The organism is Plantibacter sp. PA-3-X8 (assembly GCF_003856975.1).
In the GTDB taxonomy this organism is placed as follows: Bacteria; Actinomycetota; Actinomycetes; order Actinomycetales; family Microbacteriaceae; genus Plantibacter; species Plantibacter auratus.
Window position 1 is genome coordinate 2,840,390 of the sequence record NZ_CP033107.1, and the last position, 22,775, is coordinate 2,863,164.

Consider the following 22,775-nt stretch of genomic DNA (forward strand, 5'->3'; position numbering starts at 1 on the left):
CGTTCTGCTCCACAGGCCGCCGCCGCGGGGACCTTGTCCACAGCCGCGTGCGCCGACGCCGCCGGATGGGGTTCCGTGTCGGAGGATCGAGCTATGGAAACACTGCCAGACCCCTCCGCCACCACAACCCGGGTTGCCGGCCGTCGTCTCGTCCGGCGCTTGGGTGAGGGTCGGGAGTGGACGGCCTACTCGACGGTGCTCGCCCACGCCGGATCCGCGCGTGGAGGACGTACCGACCAGGCCGCCCCGGCGGGCGACGCCGTGCTGCTCCGAGGGAGGGCGGACGCCGCCGAACGCAACCTCTGGCGTCGCGCGGCCATCCTGTCCCGACTCGACCACCCGCACATCGTGAGACTCGTCGACATCGCCGAGGATGCCACCGGGCTCCCGTGTCTACTGGTCGAGCGGCTCGCCGGCGGCACGTTGGGAGAACTGCTGCGCCGCCGGGAGTCGATCGCTCCCGGTGAGGCCGTCACGATCCTGGCACCACTGGTCGACGCCATCCGCGCGGCGCACCTCTCCGGGATCAGCCACGGGTCGATCAGCGCTTCGGCCGTGCGCTTCGCCGACGACGGCCGACCGATCCTCTCCGGCTGGTCAGGCGCAGCTCCCGTCGACCACCAGACGATCGATGGTGGGCTCGGCCGCACCGCTCCGGCGTTCGCTGCCGATTGGACGGCGTTCGCGGGGCTCATGGACGGTGTCCTGCAGGCGGCCGACCCCGACGAGGCCCCCTCGACCGTGGCCTGGGCCGACGTCGTGCCTGAACTCGCCGACCACGAGATCGCCAACCGACTGCAACAGCGGATCCACGCCCTGGCACGACCGCTCCCGGTCCTGCTCGACCGCGTCGACCCGCCGTCCGCATCACCTGCCGATGCCATCCGTGCTTCCGCCGATCGCGCGCAGCGGACCGCTCCGCTCCCGCCGACCCGACGAGCCGCAGTCGAATCGAGGCGTCGGTCACGACATCCCGCGTCGTCGCTGCGTCATCGTCTGGCCTGGCGACCCGGTCGAGGCACACGGGTCACGGCCGCGGCCCGCTCGACGCCGTCCGTCGAATCCAGCCCGAGACGTCGTCGACTCGTGATCGGAGCGGCGGGCGCGGCCGCGGCACTGGTGTCGGCTGCGATGGTGTTCCTGCCGTCCGAAGACCCGAGCACCGCGATCGCGCCGACGCCGGCCGGTTCGGTCGGCCCGGCGCCCGAACCGGTCACGGGTACTGCGCCGCCGGTGGAGACGCCGACGTCACCGGCGGACGAAGCCGACGCCGTCGACGTGGTCACCGGCGACGATCCGGCGGCCGCGGCCCGCGAGCTCGTCCGCCGACGGGATCAGTGCCGCACGACGGGGGAGGAGGGGTGCGTGTGGGACTCCGTCGAACGCGGGTCCCCGTTCGACGACGACGAGCACCTCGGTGTCGGGATCGGATCGATCGATGCGGCGAGTCTGGACCTCGTCGACCGTCAGGGCGACGCGGCGGTCCTCCGCGGCACGGCCGAGCCGTCCGAGACGGACGAGGCCGCCGCAGGACGACGCCAGCCCGTCACGCTCCTCGTGGTGAGGGGCGAGACGGGCTGGCGTCTGCGGGAGGTGTTCACCGCCGGATGAGGCGGAGGACACAGCGCGGTCGGTTCGGGATCAGATCCCGAGCGAGCCGCGGAAGTCGCCTGCTTCGAGGCGGTTCTTCACCTGCACGAGGAAGCGTGCAGCGTCCGCGCCGTCGATGATGCGGTGGTCGTAGCTGAGCGCGAGGTAGACCGTCGAACGGATCGCGATGGCGTCTGCACCGTCGACCGTGACGACGACCGGCTTCTTCGTGACGATACCCGTACCGAGGATCGCCGACTGCGGCAGGAACACGATCGGGGTGTCGAACAGGGCGCCGCGCGAACCGGTGTTGGTCAGCGTGAACGTGCCGCCCGACAGCTCGTCCGGCTGCAGCTTGTTGTCGCGAGTCCGCTGCGCGAGATCGGCGATCTCGGCGCCGAGCTCGGCGATCGACTTGGAGCCCGAGTTGCGGATGACCGGCGTCAGCAGGCCACGCTCGGTGTCCACGGCGATCGCGAGGTTCTCCGTCTCCGGGTACACGATCTGGTCGCCGTCGACGGTGGCGTTGATGATCGGGTAGGTCTGGAGCGCCTCGCTGGCAGCAAGGGCGAAGAACGGCAGGAACGACAGCTTGTTGCCGGTCTTGGCGAGGAACTCGTCCTTGACGGCCGTGCGGAGTGCCGCGACCTTCGTGACATCGACCTCGACGACGCTCGTCAGCTGGGCGGTGCCCTGCATCGAAGCGACGGCGCGCTCGGCGACGACCTTGCGCAGACGCGACATGGCCTTGCTCGTGCCACGCAGCTCGGAGACCTGGACCGTCGGAGCAGTGGGCGACTCCGTGGCGCCACCGGCGCTCTGAGCCTGCAGGACGTCTTCCTTGCGGATACGTCCGCCGACACCGGTGCCGGTGACCGTGCTGAGGTCGACGCCGTGCTGGTTGGCGAGACGACGCACCAGCGGGGTGACGTAACCGGAGTTGACGACCCCGCCGGCGGCAGGCGTCGAAGCGGCGGCCGGAGCCGCAGCAGCGGGAGCCGGAGCAGCAGGCGCAGCAGCGGGAGCCGGAGCAGCAGGCGCAGCAGCGGGTGCCGGAGCAGCAGCAGGTGCCGGAGCAGCAGCAGGTGCCGGAGCAGCAGCAGGTGCCGGAGCAGCAGCTGGCGCCGGAGCAGCAGCAGGTGCCGGAGCAGCAGCGGGAGCCGGCGCGGCAGCAGGTGCCGGCTCGGGCTCGGCCGCGGGAGCGGGCTCAGCCGGAGCGGGCTCGGCAGCAGCCGGTTCCGCGGCGGGCGCGGGCTCCTCGGCAGCAGCCGCACCCGAACCATCACCGATGGTCACGAGAGCGGTGCCGACCTCGACGGTCTCGTCCTCCTGGACGAGGATCGCTTCGATGACACCCGCGACGGGCGAAGGGATCTCGGTGTCGACCTTGTCGGTCGACACTTCGAGCAGCGGCTCGTCGACCTCCACGGTGTCGCCGACATTCTTCAGCCAGCGGGTGACCGTACCCTCGGTGACACTCTCGCCGAGTGCCGGGAGGCTGACGGATTCGCTCATGACCTTGTCTCCTTTGAAACCTGTTGTGTGTTCACTAGCTTATTGGGGTGTTCGGAATGCGTCACAGCGCGTGCAGGGGCTTGCCTGCGAGCGCGAGGAATGCTTCGCCGAGCGCCTCGTTCTGCGTGGGGTGCGCGTGGATCAGCGGCGCGATGTCCTCGGGGTAGGCCTCCCAGTTGACGGCGAGCTGACCTTCGGCGATGAGCTCACCGACGCGGGCGCCGATCATGTGCACACCGATGACGGGGCCGTCGTTGACGCGGATGACCTTGACGTTGCCGCTCGTGCCGATGATCTCGCTCTTGCCGTTGCCGGCCAGGTTGAAGTCGTAGCTCGTGATGTTGTCGGCACCGTACTGCTCGGCCGCCTTGGCCTCGCTGAGACCGACGGACGCGATCTCGGGGTCGCTGTAGGTGACCTTCGGGATGTTGACGTCCTCGATGATGACCGGCTTGAGACCGGCGATCTCCTCGGCCACGAAGATGCCCTGCTGGAAGCCGCGGTGCGCGAGCTGCAGGCCGGGGACGATGTCGCCGACGGCGTAGAGGCCGGGGATGTTCGTCTCGAGACGGTCGTTGGTGATGACGAAGCCGCGGTCGATGGTGACACCGACCTCCTCGAAGCCGAGTCCGGCGGTCGACGGGCCACGGCCGACGGCGACGAGCAGCAGCTCGGCGTCGATCGTCTTGCCGTCCTCGAGCGTGATGTGCACGCCCGAGTCGTCCTGGGTGACGCCCTGGAACCGCACGCCGAGCGAGTACTCGATGCCGCGCTTGCGGAACGCGCGCTCGAGCGCCTTGCTGATCGACTCGTCCTCGTTGGGGACGAGGTGGGGGAGTGCCTCGATGATCGTGACCTCGGTCCCGAACGATTTCCAGACGCTCGCGAACTCGACGCCGATCACGCCGCCGCCGAGGACGGCGACCTTCTTCGGCACGAAGTCGAGCTGCAGCGCCTGCTCGCTCGTGATGACGCGGCCACCGATCTCGAGACCGGGGAGCGAGCGGCTGTACGAGCCCGTCGCGAGGATCACGTTCTTGCCGGTGATGAGGTCGTCGCCGACCTGCACGCTCGTCGGGGAGACCAGACGGCCCTCACCCTCGATGGTGGTGATGCCGCGGGCCTTCACGAGGCCCTGGAGTCCCTTGTACTTCTTCGCGACGATGCCCTCGCGGTACTTCGTGACGCCCTCGATGTCGATGCCTTCGAAGGTGGACTTGACGCCGTACTTCTCCGACTCGCGCGATGCGTCCGCGACCTCGGCGGAGTGCAGCAGCGCCTTCGTCGGGATGCAACCGCGGTGGAGGCAGGTGCCGCCGACCTTGTCCTTCTCGATCATGCCGACGGTGAGGCCGAGCTGCGAAGCGCGCAACGCCGCAGCGTATCCGCCGCTTCCGCCTCCCAGGACTACCAGGTCAAAATTCTGCTCGGACACTCCGTTGCTCCTTGTGTGTGCTTCGTGGTCGATCGGAAACCGTCGTGGTGTGTTCGGCGGCGTCGAGGCGGGTCGAACCGCCCCCACCGACCTTACTACGGGTGGCTAATCTCCTCGGCCATTGCGAGGAGGGTGCGGACCGCGACGCCGGTCGGGCCCTTGGCGGTGAAGCCATAGGGGGCGTCGCCGTTCATCGCGCTCCCGGCGATGTCCAGGTGGGCCCACGGGATGCGGGTGGTAACGCCCTCCTCGTCGGTGCGGTCGGCGATGAACTCCTGCAGGAACGTGCCTGCGACGAGCATGCCGCCCGCGGTGGTCCCGGGCTTCGCGTTGGCGAGGTCGGCGACGTCGGAGTCGAGGACCTTGCGCAGCTCCGCGGGGAACGGCATCGGCCAGAACAGTTCGTCCGCACCGGAACCGGTCGCGATGAGGTCGGTGACGAACGACGCGTCGCCCATGACGCCCGTGTAGCGGTTGCCGAGCGCGACCACGGCCGCTCCCGTGAGGGTCGCCACGTCGATGATGGCGTCCGGGCCCTCCTCGCCTGCGGCGACGAGTCCGTCGGCGAGGACCAGCCGGCCCTCGGCGTCGGTGTTGGTGACCTCGACCGTGCGTCCGCCCCGGATGGTGAGGACGTCGTTCGGCCGGATCGCCGTGCCCGACGGGAGGTTCTCGGCGAGGCAGAGCCATGCGGTCAGCCTGGTGGGCACCCCGAGACGCGCGGCCGCGGCCAGGACGGCGAGCACGGTCGCCGCGCCGGTCATGTCGTACTTCATGCCGACCATCGAGACCGGCGGCTTCAGGGAGAGGCCGCCGCTGTCGAAGGTGATGCCCTTCCCGACGAGGGCCAGGTGGCTCCTGGCGGCATCCGGGTGGTAGCTCAGCTTGACGAGTCGCGGAGGCCGCGAGGAACCCTGCCCGACGCCGAGGATGCCGCCGAAGCCGTCCTCGGCCAAGCGGGTCTCGTCCCATTCCTCGACCTCGACGTCGAGGCCGTCGACCGCTGCTCGGGCCGCGTCGGCGAAGGTCGCCGGGTAGAGCTCGTTCGGGGGCGTGTTGACCAGGTCCTTCACGAGCTCGATGGCCTCGGCGACCGCGGTGGCGTGCTGCGCGAGCCCGGCATCCGGTGCGTCCACGGTCGACGGGACGACGACGGTGATCTGCTCGAGCGGTGTCGGTGGCTGCGCGGATCCGACACCGCGCGACGCGGTGTAGCGGTAGGCGCCGATGGCCGCCCCCTCGAGGACGGCTTCGGCGGCGGCGGCCATCTCCTCCGTCAACGCGAACGCGATCGAGGCCTGGCCGTCGATCGTCCGGGTCACTGCACCCGCGGCTCGTCGGAAGGCCGCATCGTCCGCATCCGGACCGAGGCCGACCAGCACGAGACCGGAGGCCGCGCCGAACCGGTCCGGGAGGCGTCGCACCTGGTCTTCGGACCCCGTGACCCCGGAGGCGCGCAGCTCGTCCGCAAGCGGCGCGTAGACATCGGGCGCCAGGAGCTCCGGTCCGTCGTCGCCCTTCCTCACCGCGAGGACGAGCAGCTCGGCCTCGACTCCCTCGACGGCGGCGGACAACACGGAGAGCACAGGGATCGTCATGCCTCCATCGTAGGCACGTGCCGTTCCGGTCCGAGGCGGGGCCGGCGGTGTTCGCTCTCGGCGGTACCACCGACGCTCGGAGAGGAAGGGCGCTGCGACACCCCCGTTTAGAGTTGAACCATGCCTACGCCTGACGACCTCTACGAGGTGCACCCGGAGATCGACATCCCCGCCGGCCTCCACCTCGTCGCGGGCCTCACCGGGTTCTCCGACGCCGGCGGCGCGGTCGGGCAGCTGAACGCCTACCTCGACGACGTCCTCGACACGACGGTCATCGCCGAGTTCGACGCCGACGTCCTGCTCGACTACCGGGCCCGCCGGCCGATCATCTCGTTCGACCAGGACCACTTGACGGAGTACCGGCCACCTCGGCTGACCCTGTCGCTCGCCCACGACGAGCTCGGGTCGCCGTTCCTCCTGCTCACCGGTTTCGAGCCCGACTTCCTCTGGGACCGCTTCGTCGCAGCCGTGCTCGAGCTCGTCGACCGCTTCCGGGTCAGCGACACCACGTGGGTGCACGCCATCCCGATGCCGGTCCCGCACACCAGGCCGATCGGCGTCACCGTCAGCGGCAACCGGTTCGACCTCATCGAGTCGCTCTCGGTCTGGCGCCCCCGCACCCAGGTACCGTCCAACGTGCTCCACCTCCTCGAGTACCGCCTCTACGAGCGCGGCGACAGCATCGCGGCCTTCGTGCTCCTCGTTCCGCACTACCTCGCCGACACGGAGTTCCCGGCCGCGGCGATCACGGCGATCGAGAGCCTCAGCGCGGCGACCGGCCTCATCTTCCCCACGGACCGCCTCCGCGAGGACAGCCGCGACTTCCTCGTCAAGATCGACGAGCAGGTCGGGACCAACCACGAGCTCGGCCAGCTGGTCACGACGCTCGAGGAGCGGTACGACGCCTACATGGCCGACAACTCGCCGAAGTCGCCGCTCACCGACATCGACGGGGCGCTTCCGACGGCCGACGAGATCGCCGCGGAGCTCGAGAAGTTCCTCGCGAGCCGGCGCCACGGCGACGAGGACCGCTCGACCACCTAAGCTGGATCGGTGGGATCTCGACGCGTCTGGTGGGTGTTCGGCGTCGGCGTGTTCGCCTACCTCATCACCGTCATGCAGCGGTCGACGCTCGGCGTGGCAGCGGTGGACGCCACTGAGCGGTTCCAGATCGACGCCGCCGCGCTGTCGACCCTCGCCGTCGCGCAGCTCATCGTGTACGCCGCGATGCAGGTCCCGGTCGGGGTACTCATCGACCGCCTCGGACCTCGCGTCCTGATCATCGCGGGGCTGACGGTCGTCATGGCGGGCCAGGTCTGGCTGGGGCTCACGACCGAACTCGGCGGCGCGATCGTGGGCCGGATGCTGGTCGGCCTCGGCGACGCCGCGGTGTTCACCTCCGTGTTGCGGCTCGTGAACTCCTGGTTCCCCACCCGTCGGGTGCCGATCGTCTCGCAGTGGGTCGGCAACATCGGGCAGATCGGACAGATCCTCTCGGCGGTGCCGTTCTCCTTCGTCCTGCACGCCTTCGGCTGGTCGCCGGCGTTCCTCAGTGCGGCCGGACTCGTCCTCCTGGCGCTCGTCGGGGTGTTGATCGTCGTCCGCGACCGGCCGTCCGGTTCCGACGAGGCGCCGCGCCCCGAGACCTGGGGCCACGTCGTCCGCGAGGTCGTCATCAGTCTGCGTCGGCCAGGGACGCGTCTCGGGTTCTGGTCGCACTTCGTCACCCAGTCCTCCGGTACCGTCCTCACGCTCCTCTGGGGCTTCCCGTTCATGGTCTACGCCCTCGGCTACCCGCAGCCCCTCGCCGCATCGTTGCTCATCGTGATCGTGGTCTCCGGCATGATCGCCGGACCCATCCTCGGGGTGCTCACCGCCCGGTTCCCCTACCGGCGGAGCAACCTCGTGCTCGGGATCGTGACGGTCATGGGCGTCGCCTGGGCCGCACTCCTCCTCTGGCCGGGCGTCCCACCGATGTGGCTCGTGATCGTCCTGTTCGTCGTGGTCGGGGTCGGTGGCCCCGGTTCACTCATCGGGTTCGACTTCGCCCGCACCTTCAACCCCATCCGCGCGCTCGGCGGGGCGAACGGCATCGTGAACGTCGGTGGGTTCCTCGCCAGCTTCGTCATGATGTTCCTCATCGGTCTCATCATCGACGCGGTCAGCGGGGGATCCCGTGCCGACTATTCCATGGACAGCTTCCGGATCGCCTTCTCCGTCCAGTACTTGGTGGTCGGGTTCGGGGTCGCGATGCTGCTCGTCGCACGGTCCCGCACGCGGCGACGCTTCGCCGAGGACGAGGGCATCGCCGTCGGTCCGCTGTGGATCGCGGTCCGAGCGAGGCTCGGGCGCCGTCGCTGAGCGTTCGCTTCGTCCCCTGATCCCACCCTTGACAAACGGCCTGTGGCTCTGAGGTCTTCCGGCGCGCGCTATAATGGAACACGGACCCGTTCACCTCTCGGAATGTCGGCGGCCCTTTTCGGGTTGCACTGCACCAAGACTTGACATGGGTCCTCGTAATGTCCGAAATCACGGACGATCCGGCGATGACTGTCCATGCCGGGTCCGAACAGGAAGGTGCAGCTATGGCCACCAAGACGGCTCGCGCAGACGAAGCAGCGCCAGCAGACGAGGCCACGGAGGCTCCCGCAGCGAAGGCTCGGACCACCAAGGCCACCACGACCCGAGCGAAGGCTGCTCCCAAGAAGGCCACCCGCGCCAAGGCGGGCACGAAGTCGAGCACGGAGCCCGATGAGGGCACGGACGACGAGGACGTCGTCGTCGAGGTCGTCGCCGACGACGCCGTGGTCGACGCGCCCGCAGGCGACGCCACCGAGGCGGTCGAGGAGGAGGACGACAAGTCCGTGCCGGAGATCACCCTCCCCACCGACGCACTCGTGCTCTCCAACAGCGACGACGACGAGATCCCGGTGTACTCGGCCGCGATCACCGGCGCCACCGCCGACCCCGTCAAGGACTACCTGAAGCAGATCGGTAAGGTCGCGCTCCTCAACGCGGCCGAAGAGGTCGAACTCGCGATGCGCATCGAGGCGGGCCTCTTCGCCGAGGACAAACTCGCCCAGCTCTCCGACCTCGAGAAGCGCTCGCGAGTCGGCCGTGAGCTCCAGTGGGTCGCGAAGGACGGTGCCCGCGCCAAGAGCCACCTCCTCGGGGCGAACCTCCGACTCGTCGTGAGCCTCGCCAAGCGGTACACGGGCCGCGGCATGCAGTTCCTCGACCTCATCCAGGAGGGCAACCTCGGCCTCATCCGTGCGGTCGAGAAGTTCGACTACACCAAGGGCTTCAAGTTCTCCACCTACGCGACCTGGTGGATCCGTCAGGCCATCACGCGCGCCATGGCCGACCAGGCACGCACCATCCGCATCCCGGTGCACATGGTCGAGGTCATCAACAAGCTCGCCCGCGTCCAGCGGCAGATGCTGCAGGACCTGGGCCGCGAGCCCACGCCCGAGGAGCTCAGCCGCGAACTCGACATGACGCCTGAGAAGGTCATCGAGGTCCAGAAGTACGGCCGCGAGCCCATCTCGCTGCACACGCCCCTCGGCGAGGACGGCGACAGCGAGTTCGGCGACCTCATCGAGGACACCGAGGCGGTAGTGCCGGCCGACGCCGTCAGCTTCACCATGCTGCAGAAGCAGCTGGAGTCGCTCCTCGACTCGCTCTCCGAGCGGGAAGCGGGCGTCATCCGGATGCGCTTCGGCCTCGGCGACGGCATGCCCAAGACGCTCGACCAGATCGGCGACACCTTCGGGGTCACCCGTGAGCGGATCCGGCAGATCGAGTCGAAGACCATGGCGAAACTGCGTCACCCGAGCCGATCCCAGTCGCTCCGCGACTACCTCGAGTAGGAGCATGCGCTACGCCCCGGCCATCCTCGCCGGTCGTGCCGTCCGATTCCTCGCCAGGCTGCGCAAGCCGGGCGGGGGATCGGCTGTTCCCGGCCTCGTGGTCAACCGCATCGCGCCCGGGTTCCTCCCCGACACGTTGAACGCCTTCCCGCGTGGTCTCGTGATCGTGAGCGGCTCGAGCGGGAAGTCCACGACGACCAAGATGCTCGTCGGCATCCTGCGTGCCCACGGCGTGTCGGTCTTCACGAACCCGTCCACGGCGAACATCTCCCAGGGCCTCACTTCGGCTCTCCTCGAACGAGCCGACCTCCGCGGCCGGATCGACGCCGAGCTCGGGGTGCTCGAGATGGACGAAGGACACGGCGCGCTCATCGCGCCGCGGCTCGCGCCCGCCCACGTCATCCTGACCAACGTGTCCGTCGACCAGATCGACCGCTTCCACGACGCTGCCATGGTGGCGCGCATGCTCGACGCGATCGCTGCCCGATCGAGCACGTCGCTCGTCCTGAACGGCGATGACGCGCTCGTCGACGCCGTCGCGCCAGGCAGCGACGCGACGCGATGGCGGTACGGCGTCTCGACGGCCGTGCTCGGCGCCAGCGCACGCGGCCTCGGGTACAGCACGACCTCGTCCGATCGGGTCGACCCCGGTTCCGGAACCGTCGTCGAAGCCCTCGACGGCGACCTGGTGTCCATCGCCCACCGCGGCGAGACCGTCCGGTTCCGTCTGCCGGCTCGTGGCGTGCACTACGCCGTGGATGCGGCCGCAGCCCTCTCCGGCGCCGCCGCGATCCTCGGTCCCGAGTTCCAGCTCACCACCGCGGCGGAGTCGTTCCGCGCGCTCACGCCGGTGTTCGGCCGCGGTGAGGTGACGACCGTCCGCGGTGTCGAGGTCGAGTTCGTCCTCGTCCAGAACCCCGCGAGCTATCAGCTCAACGTCGACAGCCTGGCGGCCGACACCGAGCAGATCCTGGTGGCCGTCGGGAGCGACGTCCGCGATCCCTCGTACCTCTGGCCGGTCGACACGTCCAGGCTCGGTCGTGTGGCGCTCGTGTCGGGGTCCAAGGCCTGGGAGGCCGCGCTGCAGCTGGGCTACGACGGCGTCGAGATCGACCGGATCGAACCGGACCTCGGCACGGCGTTGGACGCGTTCCTCGCCCTCCCTGCGCCAGCACACGGTCGGAAGACCGTGATCTTCACCGCCGACTCGATGCGCCGTACCCGCGCGCACCTCGGCCTCGCTTCGAACGATCAGGACGACGCATGACGACCGAGCCGACGACCACCATCGCCGTCCTCCTGCCCTCGAGCTGCAATGTGAACGGCGATGCCGAGAACGGCGCGGTCCTCGCTCGCCGGGCCCGCGCGCGTGGCCTCGCCGTCGAGCTCGTCCCGGTCGAGTCGGTCGCCGAGCTCCCGAGCACGGTCCACGCGGTCGTCCTCGGGTCGTGCGACGACCCGTCGGCGCCACAGGTGCTCGAGGCGCTCCGGCCGTTCCGCGACGCGTTCATCGCCTGGGTGGAGGCCGGCGTGCCCGTCCTCGCGGTCGCCAACGGATGGAAGCTCCTCACTCGCCGGCTCGAGCTGGTACCGGGGAGCTGGGTCGAGGGCCTCGCCATCATCGAGGGCGACGCCCCGTTGCGGCGTACGCGGGCGAGCGACGACCTCGCCGTCGTGCCGAGCGGCCGCCTCGAGCTCGACGCCCCGGTACTCGTCGGGTACGAGAACCACGGGCGGGACTTCCGAGCCGGGACGGGCGTCGAGTCGATCGGCACCGTGCAGCACGGACGAGGCAACGGCGACGGCACGGAGGGTGCGCTGGTCGGACCCTTCGTCGGAACCCACCTGCACGGTCCCGTCCTCGCCAAGAACCCGGAACTGGCCGATCGGCTGCTCCGTCTGGCGATCACGGTCGCCGGGGGCACGTCGATGCTCGACGAATCACCGGAACTCCACGCCCTCGACGAGATCGCCGCCAACGCCAGAGCGCAGATCGTCTCGGCGCTCGCCTGAGTCCGCGCGCGATCGAGCCCGCGCTGGTCTGAGACCGCGCTTCCTCGATGACATGACGAAGGGCCCCGGATCTCGGATCCGGGGCCCTTCATCGTGATGCCGGTGGACTAGGCGCGCTGCTCGTTGAAGAGTCGCGCGGACTCGTCGTGCCAGTCGGTCGCGACCTGCGTCAGCTTCTCCTGGTACTTCTTGCCGTGGTGCGCGCAGAACAGCAGCTCACCGCTGTTCATCTGCACGCGGATGTAGGCCTGTGCTCCGCACAGATCGCAACGATCGGCGGCAGTCAGTTGCTGGGCGTCGAGGTCACTCGGCGTGCTCTCGGTAGCAGTCTGTGACATGTGCTCCTCCTGACTCGGGCGGCTACGAAACTCGTAGTACTCATGAAAGCACGCGATTGTCACAACGGGGTCCCATTCCGTGTTCTTTTCGCTGTGCGCGTAGATGATTCGGATCAACCGTGCAGCCGGATGGGTCGACGGCCCGCGACAACGCGCCGTCGAGCGGGTCCGGGCGATCACGCGCCGAGTGTCTCCGTCGGCGTGTCGGTGCCGACGACTACGCTGGGAAGCGTGAGCAGCGACTACTCCGCCAGGCATCTCTCCGTCCTCGAAGGCCTCGAGGCGGTGCGCAAGCGACCGGGCATGTACATCGGTTCGACCGACTCGCGCGGCCTCATGCACTGCCTCTGGGAGATCATCGACAACTCCGTCGACGAGGCCCTCGGCGGGTACGGCGATCAGATCGAGATCGTCCTCCACGCCGATCAGAGCGTCGAGGTGCGCGACCACGCGCGTGGCATCCCGGTGGACATCGAGCCGAAGACCGGCCTCTCCGGTGTCGAGGTCGTCTTCACCAAGCTCCACGCCGGCGGGAAGTTCGGCGGCGGTTCGTACGCCGCGTCCGGCGGCCTGCACGGCGTCGGCGCATCCGTCGTCAACGCCCTGTCCGAGCGACTCGACGTCGAGGTGGATCGCGGCGGCAAGACCTACGCCATGTCGTTCCACCGCGGTGAGCCGGGGATCTTCGCCGACACGGGGGAGCCGACCCCGGACGCACCGTTCACGCCGTTCGAGAAGCAGAGCGAGCTCCGCGTCATCGGCAAGACGAAGCGCGGCGTGACCGGCACCCGGATCCGCTACTGGGCCGACCGCCAGATCTTCACGAAGGGCGCCCAGTTCCAGGCCGAGGAGCTCCTCGGCCGCGCGCGCCAGACCGCCTTCCTCATCAAGGGTCTCGGGATCCACATCCGCGACGAGACCGTCGAGGAGCCGACGGAGGCGATGTTCCGCTACGAGGGCGGCATCTCCGAGTTCGTCGACTACCTCGCGGGCGACACCGCACTCACCGACACCTGGCGCCTCACCGGCAGTGGCACGTTCACCGAGACCGTCCCGGTGCTGTCGCCGTCGGGCACCATGGTCGCCACCGAGGTGGAGCGCGAGGCGGAGGTCGACATCGCGCTGCGGTGGGGTACCGGGTACGAGACGGTCATGCGCAGCTTCGTCAACATCATCGCCACGCCGAAGGGCGGCACGCACCAACTCGGATTCGATCAGGGCCTCCTGAAGTTCCTCCGCGCCCAGGTCGAGCAGAACGCCCGTCGACTCAAGGTCGGCACGGACAAGCTCGAGAAGGACGACGTCCTCGCCGGCCTCACGGCCGTGCTGACGGTGCGCCTCGCCGAGCCGCAGTTCGAGGGCCAGACGAAGGAGATCCTCGGCACGCCGGCCGTCCGCGCCATCGTCGCCAACGTCGTCACGAAGGAGCTCAAGGAGCGGTTCGCCTCGACCAAGCGCGACGACAAGGCGCAGACCGCGCTCGTGCTCGAGAAGATCGTGTCCGAGATGAAGTCCCGGATCTCCGCGCGGACCCACAAGGAGACACAACGCCGCAAGAACGCGCTCGAGAACTCGTCGCTCCCGGCCAAGCTGGTCGACTGCCGCTCGGGCAACCTCGAGTCCAGCGAACTCTTCATCGTCGAGGGCGACTCGGCACTGGGCACGGCGAAGCTCGCTCGAGACAGCTCCTACCAGGCGCTGCTCCCGATCCGAGGCAAGATCCTCAACGTGCAGAAGGCCTCCGTCTCCGACATGCTGTCGAACACCGAGTGCGCGTCCATCATCCAGGTCATCGGCGCGGGCTCCGGACGATCGTTCGATCTCGACGCCGCCCGCTACGGCAAGATCATCCTCATGAGCGACGCCGACGTCGACGGCGCCCACATCCGGACGCTCCTGCTCACCCTCTTCTTCCGGTACATGCGGCCGCTGATCGAAGCGGGTCGCGTGTTCGCCGCAGTACCGCCGCTCCACCGCGTCATCGTCATCAACCCCGGCTCCAAGCCGAACGAGACGATCTACACCTACTCCGAAGCCGAACTGCATGCGGTGCTGAGCGACCTCAAGCGCACCGGCAAGAAGCACCAGGAACCGATCCAGCGCTACAAGGGCCTGGGCGAGATGGACGCCGACCAGCTGGCCACGACCACCATGGACCGCCGTCACCGGACGCTGCGCCGTGTCCGGGTCGAGGATGCGGAATCGGCCGGACGGATCTTCGAACTCCTCATGGGCAACGACGTCGCCCCGCGCAAGGAGTTCATCGTCGACAGCTCCGACCGGCTGTCGCGGGAGAGCATCGACGTCTGATCGTCGGTCGTCCACCGAGAAGCAGGACCGACGACGAAGGCCCGGATCGAGCAGTGCGCTCAGTCCGGGCCTTCGTCAGTGTGCAGCTCCGATCAGGACGATTCGTCGTTCGCTACTGCGTCGTCCGTCGCCGGTGCAGCCGGTGCGGTGATCGCGCCACCGATGAACCCGACGGGGGCGTCGAGCGGCACCCCTGAGGCATCGCGCTTCGCACCGACCTCCGGGAGCGTCCGCGGTGTCCCGTCCGTCCCGACGGCGTGCGCCGGAGCGGCGCCGACCCACGCGACGGCCAGCTGGTCCTCGCCCTTCAGGAAGCGCTGCGACCGGACACCGCCGGTCGCACGACCCTTGGCGGGGAACTCGGAGAACTCCGACACCTTCGCGCTCCCGGTGTCCGTTCCGGCGAGCGTCAGCGAATTGGTCGCGACGGTCACGACGACGACGTCGTCGGTGGGCAGGACCGCCGTGAACGAGATGACCTTCGCACCGGCCGCCAGGTTGATGCCGGCCATGCCACCCGCGGCCCGCCCCTGCGGACGGACGGACGTCGCGGCGAAACGGAGCAGTTGTGCATCGGAGGCGACGAAGACGAGTTCCGCGTCGTCGCCGACCTGGGTGGCCCCGACGACGTGGTCGCGCGGCTTGAGCGTGATGACCTCGAAGTCCGGCTTGTTCGGCAGGTCGCCGGGGATGACCCGCTTGACGACGCCGGTCTCGGATCCCAGCACGATCGGCTGCTCCGAGGTCAGCGAGACGATCGCCAGCACGCGCTCGTCACGGTTCGGGAGCGACAGGTACTCGCCCATCCGGACGCCGGCCGCGAGCTGGATGGAGGCCGCCGGCACCGCGGGGAGGTCGAGCGGGGTGAACCGGATGACGCGACCGAGGCTCGTGACCGCACCGAGTTCGGTGCGGCTCGTGGTCTCGACGACACTCAGGATCGCATCGTGCTTGCTCCGCCGACCGGGTCGTGGTGCGGGTGCGTCCTGCTCGAGGTCGACGCGGAGCGCCCGTCCGGTCGCGCTGAGGTAGACGCGGCACGGGGTGTCGGCGAGCTCGAGCACCGGTGCGCTCTTCCCTCGGCCGGTCGTCGCGACGCTCGGCTTGGCATTCGTCAGCATGGTCCGGCGCGGTGTGCCGAACTGCTCGGCCGCAGCGGCGAGCTCTGCGGAGACCGCGGCGCGGATGAGTCGCTGGCTCCCGAGCAACCGCTCGAGTTCGGCGATCTCCGCCAGCAGCTTGTCGCGCTCGGACTCGAGTTCGATCCGCGAGAACTTGGTGAGTCGTCGGAGACGGAGTTCGAGGATGTACTCGGCCTGCAGCTGCGAGAGGTCGAAGACCTCGATGAGCCTCGCGCGGGCCTGTTCGGAGTCGTCGCTCGCGCGGATGACCTGGATGACCTCGTCGATGTCGAGGATGGCGATGAGGAGCCCCTCCACGAGGTGGAGGCGTTCCTTCCGTCTCGCCAACCGGAACCTGCTCCGGCGGGTGACCACGCTGATGCGGTGGTCGACGTACACCTGCAGCAGTTCCCGGAGGCCGAGCGTCTGCGGGCCGCCGTCGACGAGCGCGACGTTGTTGATGCTGAAGGAGTCCTCGAGGGGCGTGTAGCGGTAGAGCTGCTCCAGGACGGCCTCGGGGGAGAAGCCGGTCTTGATCCCGATCACGAGGCGGAGCCCGTGGATGCGGTCCGTCAGGTCGGTGACGTCGGAGATGCCGTTGAGCTTCTTGGAGCTGACACCGTCCTTGATCTTCTCGATGATCTTCTCCGGACCCACCAGGTAGGGCAGTTCGGTGATGACCAGGCCGGTCTTGCGCGCGGTGACCGGCTCGACGGAGACCTTCGCGCGGGTCTTGAATGAGCCGCGCCCGGTGGCGTAGGCGTCCTTGATGCCGTCCAGACCGACGATCGTGCCGCCCGAGGGGAGGTCGGGACCCGGGACGAACTCCATCAGGTCTTCGAGGGTGGCCTGAGGATGCGCGATGAGGTGCCGAGCGGCACCGATCACCTCGACGAGGTTGTGCGGCGCCATGTTGGTCGCCATACCGACCGCGATGCCACTGGCGCCGTTCACGAGGAGGTTCGGGAACGCGGCCGGAAGGACCTCGGGCTGCATGAACTGGTTGTCGTAGTTCGGGACGAAGTCGACGACGTCCTCGTCGAGGTCGGCCGTCAGGGCGAGTGCAGCGGCGTCGAGCCGGGCCTCCGTGTACCGCGGCGCGGCAGGTCCGTCGTCGAGCGAGCCGAAGTTCCCGTGCCCGTCGATGAGCGGGACGCGGAGCGTGAAGGGCTGTGCGAGGCGGACGAGTGCGTCGTAGATCGCCGTGTCGCCGTGCGGGTGCAGCTTCCCCATCACTTCGCCGACGACGCGGGCCGACTTCACGTGGCCACGATCGGGTCGCAGGCCCATCTCGGTCATCTGGTAGAGGATGCGGCGCTGCACCGGCTTCAGGCCGTCGCGCGCGTCGGGGAGGGCGCGGGCGTAGATGACCGAATAGGCGTACTCCAGGAAGGAGGTCTGCATCTCCGACGAGACATCGATGTCCTCGATGCGCTCGCCACTGGTCTCCGTCGGCGGGGTCTGTGGTTGGCGGGTCATTCCGTGTCTCTGCTGAGGGGAGTCGAGCCGGTGCTCGGCGAGGATGGCGGGGCGTGGTCGTCAGCGCGGTGTGCGAGACTGAGCCCGATGACCACCATGCTACCGACGGTCGATCCGGAGTCACGCAGCCTTGCCGGTGTCCTCCCGGATTGCCTCGCATCCCTGACGGTGGGCGGTGGATCGCTGCCCCGGGCCGACCATGCCGTCGTCGTCCTCGTCGACGGCCTCGGCGCCGCGAACCTCCGCGGAGCCGCCGCCCACGCTCGGTTCCTCGCGCCGCGCCTCGGCCCGCGCTCCACGACGACGTCGGCGTTCCCGTCGACGACCGCGGCCGGCATCGCGACGCTGACCACCGGGGCCTTGCCGGGTCGGCACGGCCTCGTCAGCTACCGAGCACGGGACGTGGCGGGGGACCGGGTCGTGAACCAACTCAGCGGCTGGGACGCCGGCATGGTGCCCGAGACCTGGCAGCGCCTCCCGACCGTGTTCGAGCGAGCGAGAGGCGAAGGCGTCACCACGACGGTGATCGGTCAGGAACGGTACCGCAATTCGGGCTTCACCCGAGCCGTGCTCCGAGGGGCGGACTACCGGGCCGGACGCTCGATGGCGGACCGCCTCGACGCGGCCCGAGAGATCGTGTCCACGACCGCCGGACCCACACTCAGCTACGTGTACGTCCCCGAGCTCGATCAGGCGGCGCACGAGTACGGGTGGGAGTCGGGCCGCTGGACGGCGCTCCTCGAGGAGCTCGACGGCGATCTCAAGCGGTGGTCGTCACGTTTGCCCGCGTCGACCGGCGCGCTCATCACCGCCGACCACGGGGTGATCGACGTCGCACAGCACCAGCAGGTGCTCTTCGACCAGGTCCCCGAGCTGGTCGCCGGTGTCCGCCACATCGGCGGCGAGCCGCGATGCCTTCACCTCTATCTCGACGCCGACGCGGGTCCAGCGGATCGGGAGCGCCTGGCTGAGGCCTGGCGAGCCGAGGAGGGCAGCCGTGCCTGGATCGCGACACGCGAGCAGGCGATCGACCACGGCTGGTACGGCGAGGTCGACCCTGAGGTGCTGCCACGGATCGGCGACGTCATCGTCGCAGCCCGGAAGCGCATCGCCTACTACGACTCACGTCCTGCCGATCAGAGCGCGAGGGGCATGATCGGACAGCACGGATCACTCACCGACGAGGAACGCCGGATACCGCTCCTCGGCCTCGGTCGTTACGAGCCCTGAGGTCCTGACCGATCAGACCGGGTCGTCGTCGGACTTCGCACCGAACACGATCTCGTCCCAGGACGGCATCGACGCCCGGCCGCGGCGCGCCTTGGCTCCGGACGGCGTGCCGCCATCGGAGGACTCGGCATCGCCCGCGCGCCGCTGCTGGGCGGCCTCGAACTCACCGGTGTCGAACACCGCCAGCGGGGTCTGCTGGTCCGGGACGGCGTGCGGCGCACTGGGGCGCTCGGCAGGTTCGGGGTCGCTGGGGGCGGCCTCCCGCTCTCCACGGCGCTTGCGGAGCGCCTCCAACAGGTCGGCGGTCTGGTTGTGCTGCTCGGGGCTCGAGGCCTCACGGTTGATCGCGGCCTGCGTCGCAGCCTTCGAGGACGGTGCACGGCCGAAGCCCGTGTCGGCCGCGAACGGCAACGGCTCGATCGGACGCGTCTCGGCGGGACGGTCGGTCTCGCTCTGCTGCGGCGTCGACACGCGGTCCAGGGAGAACGCGCCGCTGTCGAAGCGTGAGGTGTCGGGGGAGTCGTCGGTGTCGACCGCACGCAAGCGGGGGATCAGCGCGGCCGGCAGGTCGCCCTGACGCGAGAGGGTCGTGGCTTCACTCCCGATTGGCGTGAGGGCGAGCTTCTTCGGCTCGAACGCCCAGCGGGCGTCGTGGTCGACCTGGTCGGCCGTGAAGGACAGCTTGACGATCCAGCCACCCTCAGGCTCCTTCCAGCTCGTCCACCGTTCGTCGGTCGCGCCGAGCTTCTCGAGTCGAGCCCGGATGACGTTCCCGAAGGTGGCTTCGATGTCGTCGGCCGACGTGTCCGTCGTCGGCAGGACGGCGACACCCAGGGCGGTGCCGACGATGTGCTCGCGCTCCGCCATCACCGGACCCTCGAACCGCTGCACGTACTCCAGTGACGCACCGGTGACCGCTGCGACGTCCTCGGCGGAGAGCCCGCTGCGGATGTGCGCCTGCACTTCCCTCGGGGAGATCTTGGTGTTCCCACCGATCGGCGCACCGGCCGGCTTCGCCCGCCGCAGGTGGACGTGGAAAGAATCGTCGACGATGAGGCGGTATTCCTCCTCGTTCCGATCTGCAACGATCAGAGCGCCGAGCTCCGCTCCGACTACCTTCAATTCCTGCATGATGAATGCCTCTCAGCGTGCCACGTGATTGACCCACGTTCTCACGGATCACGGGCGTATTCGGGGAATACGCCGGGCGTGCCGTCAGTTGCACGGGAAGGTTCCGCACACCCTCCCGAACACGGTTTGCAATTCATGCGGAACTGATGCAAACTGTGCCCGCCGATTTTGTTCCGACGGCATCGAGAAGTGGATAGGCATGGCAACTGATTACGACGCTCCCCGCAAGACCGACGACGATTCCGAGTCGATCGAGGCCCTGAAGGAGCGCGTTCCAGACAAGCTGTCCGGAGTCGTCGACTCCGAAGACGCTGACAACCCGGGTGACTACAACCTGGGTGGATCCGACCTCTCCGACCTCGACCTCGACGTCGTCGTGCTCCCGCCCCAGGCGGACGAGTTCACCTGCATGGAGTGCTTCCTCGTGAAGCACCGCTCGCAGCTCGACCACGAGGGCAAGTTCGGCCCGATCTGCGCGGAGTGCGCAGCCTGACAGCACCGCCGCACAAGCGGCACACAGAACCCCTCCGGATCACGATCCGGAGGGGTTCTGTCGTTTCGGCTTCGAGCAGTGACCGGTTCGAGCGGTGGCCGCCTCAGGCGTGCGTGCGCGCGGCGGCGATCGCATCCGCCAGGGCCTGCGGCCGACGGGACGACAGCAGCCAGTACGGCGTCGGGTCGGCGGGATCGACGATCTCCACCTTCACGAGGCTGTGCACCCACCCGCGGATCATCAGCCAGGCGCGTGCATCGAGCTTGGTGCGGAGCTGCGCGGTCGCGTCCGTCCCGGTGTACACCACGACCTCACCGATGAACCCGAGCGGGATCGACGCCTTTCCGACCGACAGGCTCGACTCGGAGACCTGGATCCTCGGCGCCGTCCCGAACGCCAGCGCAAGGCACCCGCCGTACAGCACCACCGCCCCGACGATCCCCGCCGCGAGCGAAACGGGCGCGAGGACGAGCATGGTCGCCGGCACCACGAGGGCGAGGGCGATGATGACCCAGGGGCTGGGCCAGAGGGTTTCACGGTACGGCTGCATGTCTGCCTTGTCTCAGAGAACTGCACTACCCTCGATTCGTGACCGAAAGCGTTGACGTACTCATTATCGCGCCGGATCTGCCCGGCTATGCACACCCCGGCGATGCGGGTGCGGATCTCGTGTCCGCCGAGCACGTCGTGCTCGAGCCGGGTGAGCGCGCCCTCGTCGGCACCGGCGTCTCGATCGCACTGCCCGACGGCCATGCCGCGTTCGTCGTCCCACGAAGCGGCCTCGCGGCGAAACACGGCATCACCGTCGTCAACTCGCCGGGCACGGTCGACGCCGGGTATCGCGGCGAGATCAAGGTCACGCTCCTCAACACCGACCGTCACACCTCTTTCACCGTCGAACCGGGCGACCGCATCGCCCAGCTCATCGTGATGCCGGTGTCCCGCGCCAACTTCATCCCGGTGGAGCGATTGCCAGGCAGTGCACGAGGAGCCGGAGGCTTCGGTTCGACCGGCGTCGGCTCGCTCGCCACGACACCGGCCGCCACCGACCCAACCATCAGCACCGACGGTGCCGCGCAGACAGGAACCCTCGCATGAGCGAACTCGAAGACCTCCCAGACCTCGACCTCGACGCGGAGCTGCCCGACGACGCGAAGTCCGCACCCGAGGACCGCGAGACCGCCGGCCCGTTCGACGAGAGCGAGGCGAACCCCGTCCGCCCCTACATCGACCTCGGTGGCGTCAAGGTGCTGCCTCGCGAAGGACTGAACCTCCGCCTCGAGGTGGAGGAGGCGACGAAGCGGGTCGTCGCGGTCGGTCTCGACTACGCCGGTTCCACCCTGCAGGTCCAGCCGTTCGCCGCGCCGCGGTCGACCGGCCTGTGGAACGAGACCCGGTCGCAGATCGCCGAGCAGATCGCCCAGCAGGGCGGCACCGTGACCGAGCGCGAGGGCGAGTTCGGCCCGGAGCTCGTCGCCGAGGTGCCGACCGGTGGTGCCGCAGGCACCGACGCGACCCACCTGGCACGCTTCATCGGCGTCGACGGTCCGCGCTGGTTCCTCCGCGGCGTCGTCGCGGGGGAGGGCGCGTCGAAGCCGGACGCCGCAGCGCTCGTGGACGACCTCTTCCGCAGCCTCGTCGTCGTCCGGGGCAACTCGCCCATGCCGCCGCGCGACCTCATCCCGCTGCGTATGCCGACCGCCACGAGCGCGTAGTCGATGACGGACGCACGAGAACCGGAGCCCCGCGGAGTCGACCCGGTCGATCGCCGTGACGCGTCGGGTTCCCCTGATGCCACGGGAGATGCGGATCGGCAGCGGCTCGGTGAATCGATGTCCGCTGCGTTCGGTGCCGCCGCACGCAAGTCCGGTCTGGGCGCGATGGCCGAGGGCGACGCCCCCACCGGCAAGGCGTTGCTGCTCGCCATGGGCGGCGTGCGCGGCATCGTCGAGGCGATCCTGCCAGGACTCCTGTTCCTCGTCGTCTACACGCTGACCCTCGACCTGCTCCCGTCGATCATCGCTCCGGTCGCACTCGGGGTCCTCTTCTCCATTGCACGCCTCGTGCAGCGGCAGCCGGTGACACAGGCCGTCGGCGGCCTCCTCGGCATCGCACTCTCAGCAGCCCTGGCCCTGCTGTCCGGGCGCGCTGAGGACTTCTACGTCGTCGGGTTCTGGACCAACGGCGCCTACGCCGTGGCCCTCCTCGTCTCGGTGCTCGCCGGGTGGCCCGTCGTCGGACTCGTGGCCGGCTACCTCATGGGCAGCGGCACGAGCTGGCGCTCCCACCCCGGACAACGACGCGCCATGCGGTGGCTCACGCTGGTGTGGGTGGCCATGTTCGCCGCACGGCTCCTCGTGCAGCTGCCCCTCTACTTCAGTGGGAACGTCGAACTCCTCGGGACGCTCCGGCTCCTCATGGGCATCCCGCTCTACGCACCACTGCTCGTCCTCAGCTGGCTCGTCGTCCGCGCCGTGTTCCCGAAGGCGCCGCAGGCATCCACCGAGTGATCCGCCGAGAGCCCGGCCCGACGCGTCAGCGTGTCGGACCGGGCTCTCGTCATGTCCAGAGGACCCGATCCTCGATGCTAGAATTGTCTCGACATCAAGATAGATGAGCGATGCCGAGATGACACGACGCGCCCCAGCCTGTA

Annotated in this window: 19 protein-coding genes; 12 read left to right on the forward strand and 7 right to left on the reverse strand. The window is 69.1% G+C overall.

All coding sequences use genetic code 11. The features are described from left to right. The first annotated feature begins 93 nt into the window (after positions 1-93). Complete coding sequence (locus tag EAO79_RS13440) at positions 94-1,611, forward strand: hypothetical protein (protein WP_164486945.1); 1,518 nt, start codon at positions 94-96, stop codon at positions 1,609-1,611. Positions 1,612-1,641: 30 nt separating this feature from the next. Here the strand turns inward: EAO79_RS13440 and EAO79_RS13445 are convergent, their stop codons facing one another. The 3 genes from EAO79_RS13445 to EAO79_RS13455 form a co-directional block, all read right to left on the reverse strand. After that, on the reverse strand, positions 1,642-3,105 hold the full coding sequence (locus EAO79_RS13445; protein WP_124769299.1) for a 2-oxo acid dehydrogenase subunit E2: 1,464 nt from the start codon (positions 3,103-3,105) through the stop codon (positions 1,642-1,644). Positions 3,106-3,166: 61 nt separating this feature from the next. Continuing rightward, positions 3,167-4,540, reverse strand: coding sequence for a dihydrolipoyl dehydrogenase (gene lpdA, locus EAO79_RS13450; RefSeq protein WP_064293772.1), 1,374 nt, complete (start codon positions 4,538-4,540; stop codon positions 3,167-3,169). Positions 4,541-4,635: 95 nt separating this feature from the next. Beyond that, the gene (locus EAO79_RS13455) at positions 4,636-6,138 is read right to left on the reverse strand and encodes a leucyl aminopeptidase (RefSeq protein ID WP_124769300.1); all 1,503 of its coding nucleotides are present in this window, start codon (positions 6,136-6,138) and stop codon (positions 4,636-4,638) included. 120 nt (positions 6,139-6,258) lie between these two features. On the opposite strand from EAO79_RS13455, the gene EAO79_RS13460 reads away from it, so the two are divergent. The 5 genes from EAO79_RS13460 to EAO79_RS13480 all read left to right on the forward strand — a co-directional run bounded on the left by EAO79_RS13460 (position 6,259) and on the right by EAO79_RS13480 (position 12,020). Then, the gene (locus EAO79_RS13460; RefSeq protein ID WP_079705876.1) at positions 6,259-7,182 is read left to right on the forward strand and encodes a proteasome assembly chaperone family protein; all 924 of its coding nucleotides are present in this window, start codon (positions 6,259-6,261) and stop codon (positions 7,180-7,182) included. A gap of 9 nt (positions 7,183-7,191) precedes the next feature. Beyond that, positions 7,192-8,499, forward strand: coding sequence for a nitrate/nitrite transporter (locus EAO79_RS13465; RefSeq protein ID WP_124769301.1), 1,308 nt, complete (start codon positions 7,192-7,194; stop codon positions 8,497-8,499). A 185-nt stretch (positions 8,500-8,684) separates the two neighbouring features. Further along, entirely contained in the window at positions 8,685-10,007 is a 1,323-nt protein-coding gene (locus tag EAO79_RS13470) for an RNA polymerase sigma factor (RefSeq protein WP_079706303.1), read from the forward strand. 4 nt (positions 10,008-10,011) lie between these two features. Continuing rightward, entirely contained in the window at positions 10,012-11,274 is a 1,263-nt protein-coding gene (locus tag EAO79_RS13475; RefSeq protein WP_079705878.1) for a MurT ligase domain-containing protein, read from the forward strand. Next, positions 11,271-12,020 (forward strand): glutamine amidotransferase, encoded by a 750-nt coding sequence (locus EAO79_RS13480; protein ID WP_124769302.1) that lies wholly within the window; start codon positions 11,271-11,273, stop codon positions 12,018-12,020. The genes EAO79_RS13475 and EAO79_RS13480 overlap by 4 nt, the downstream gene beginning before the upstream one ends. Positions 12,021-12,127: 107 nt before the next feature. On the opposite strand, the gene EAO79_RS13485 is transcribed toward EAO79_RS13480, so the two are convergent. Further along, complete coding sequence (locus EAO79_RS13485) at positions 12,128-12,358, reverse strand: hypothetical protein (protein ID WP_079705880.1); 231 nt, start codon at positions 12,356-12,358, stop codon at positions 12,128-12,130. A 231-nt stretch (positions 12,359-12,589) separates the two neighbouring features. Here EAO79_RS13485 and EAO79_RS13490 point away from each other — a divergent pair, with 231 nt between their 5' ends. Next, positions 12,590-14,668 (forward strand): type IIA DNA topoisomerase subunit B, encoded by a 2,079-nt coding sequence (locus EAO79_RS13490; protein WP_241160881.1) that lies wholly within the window; start codon positions 12,590-12,592, stop codon positions 14,666-14,668. A gap of 92 nt (positions 14,669-14,760) precedes the next feature. Here the strand turns inward: EAO79_RS13490 and EAO79_RS13495 are convergent, their stop codons facing one another. Next, on the reverse strand, positions 14,761-17,268 hold the full coding sequence (locus EAO79_RS13495; RefSeq protein WP_124769304.1) for a DNA topoisomerase (ATP-hydrolyzing) subunit A: 2,508 nt from the start codon (positions 17,266-17,268) through the stop codon (positions 14,761-14,763). An 87-nt stretch (positions 17,269-17,355) separates the two neighbouring features. On the opposite strand from EAO79_RS13495, the gene EAO79_RS13500 reads away from it, so the two are divergent. After that, a complete protein-coding gene (locus EAO79_RS13500) occupies positions 17,356-18,498 on the forward strand; it encodes an alkaline phosphatase family protein (RefSeq protein WP_241160882.1) in 1,143 nt (380 codons plus the stop codon). A 12-nt stretch (positions 18,499-18,510) separates the two neighbouring features. Here the strand turns inward: EAO79_RS13500 and sepH are convergent, their stop codons facing one another. Further along, on the reverse strand, positions 18,511-19,629 hold the full coding sequence (sepH, locus tag EAO79_RS13505) for a septation protein SepH (protein ID WP_124769305.1): 1,119 nt from the start codon (positions 19,627-19,629) through the stop codon (positions 18,511-18,513). A 199-nt stretch (positions 19,630-19,828) separates the two neighbouring features. On the opposite strand from sepH, the gene EAO79_RS13510 reads away from it, so the two are divergent. Continuing rightward, positions 19,829-20,122: a DUF4193 domain-containing protein gene (locus EAO79_RS13510; protein ID WP_056005937.1), complete on the forward strand. Its 294-nt coding sequence runs from the start codon at positions 19,829-19,831 to the stop codon at positions 20,120-20,122. 103 nt (positions 20,123-20,225) lie between these two features. On the opposite strand, the gene EAO79_RS13515 is transcribed toward EAO79_RS13510, so the two are convergent. Further along, entirely contained in the window at positions 20,226-20,672 is a 447-nt protein-coding gene (locus EAO79_RS13515) for a DUF3093 domain-containing protein (protein ID WP_079705884.1), read from the reverse strand. Positions 20,673-20,710: 38 nt separating this feature from the next. Between EAO79_RS13515 and dut the strand changes: the two genes are divergently transcribed. The 3 genes from dut to EAO79_RS13530 all read left to right on the forward strand — a co-directional run bounded on the left by dut (position 20,711) and on the right by EAO79_RS13530 (position 22,632). Next, positions 20,711-21,220 carry a dUTP diphosphatase gene (gene dut / locus EAO79_RS13520; RefSeq protein ID WP_079705885.1) on the forward strand — a complete coding sequence of 170 codons (510 nt, stop codon included), beginning with the start codon at positions 20,711-20,713 and terminating at the stop codon, positions 21,218-21,220. Continuing rightward, positions 21,217-21,837, forward strand: a complete 621-nt coding sequence (locus EAO79_RS13525; protein ID WP_086473327.1) for a DUF3710 domain-containing protein — start codon at positions 21,217-21,219, stop codon at positions 21,835-21,837. The genes dut and EAO79_RS13525 overlap by 4 nt, the downstream gene beginning before the upstream one ends. Positions 21,838-21,954: 117 nt before the next feature. Then, positions 21,955-22,632: a DUF3159 domain-containing protein gene (locus EAO79_RS13530; protein ID WP_124769306.1), complete on the forward strand. Its 678-nt coding sequence runs from the start codon at positions 21,955-21,957 to the stop codon at positions 22,630-22,632. Positions 22,633-22,775 lie beyond the last annotated feature (143 nt).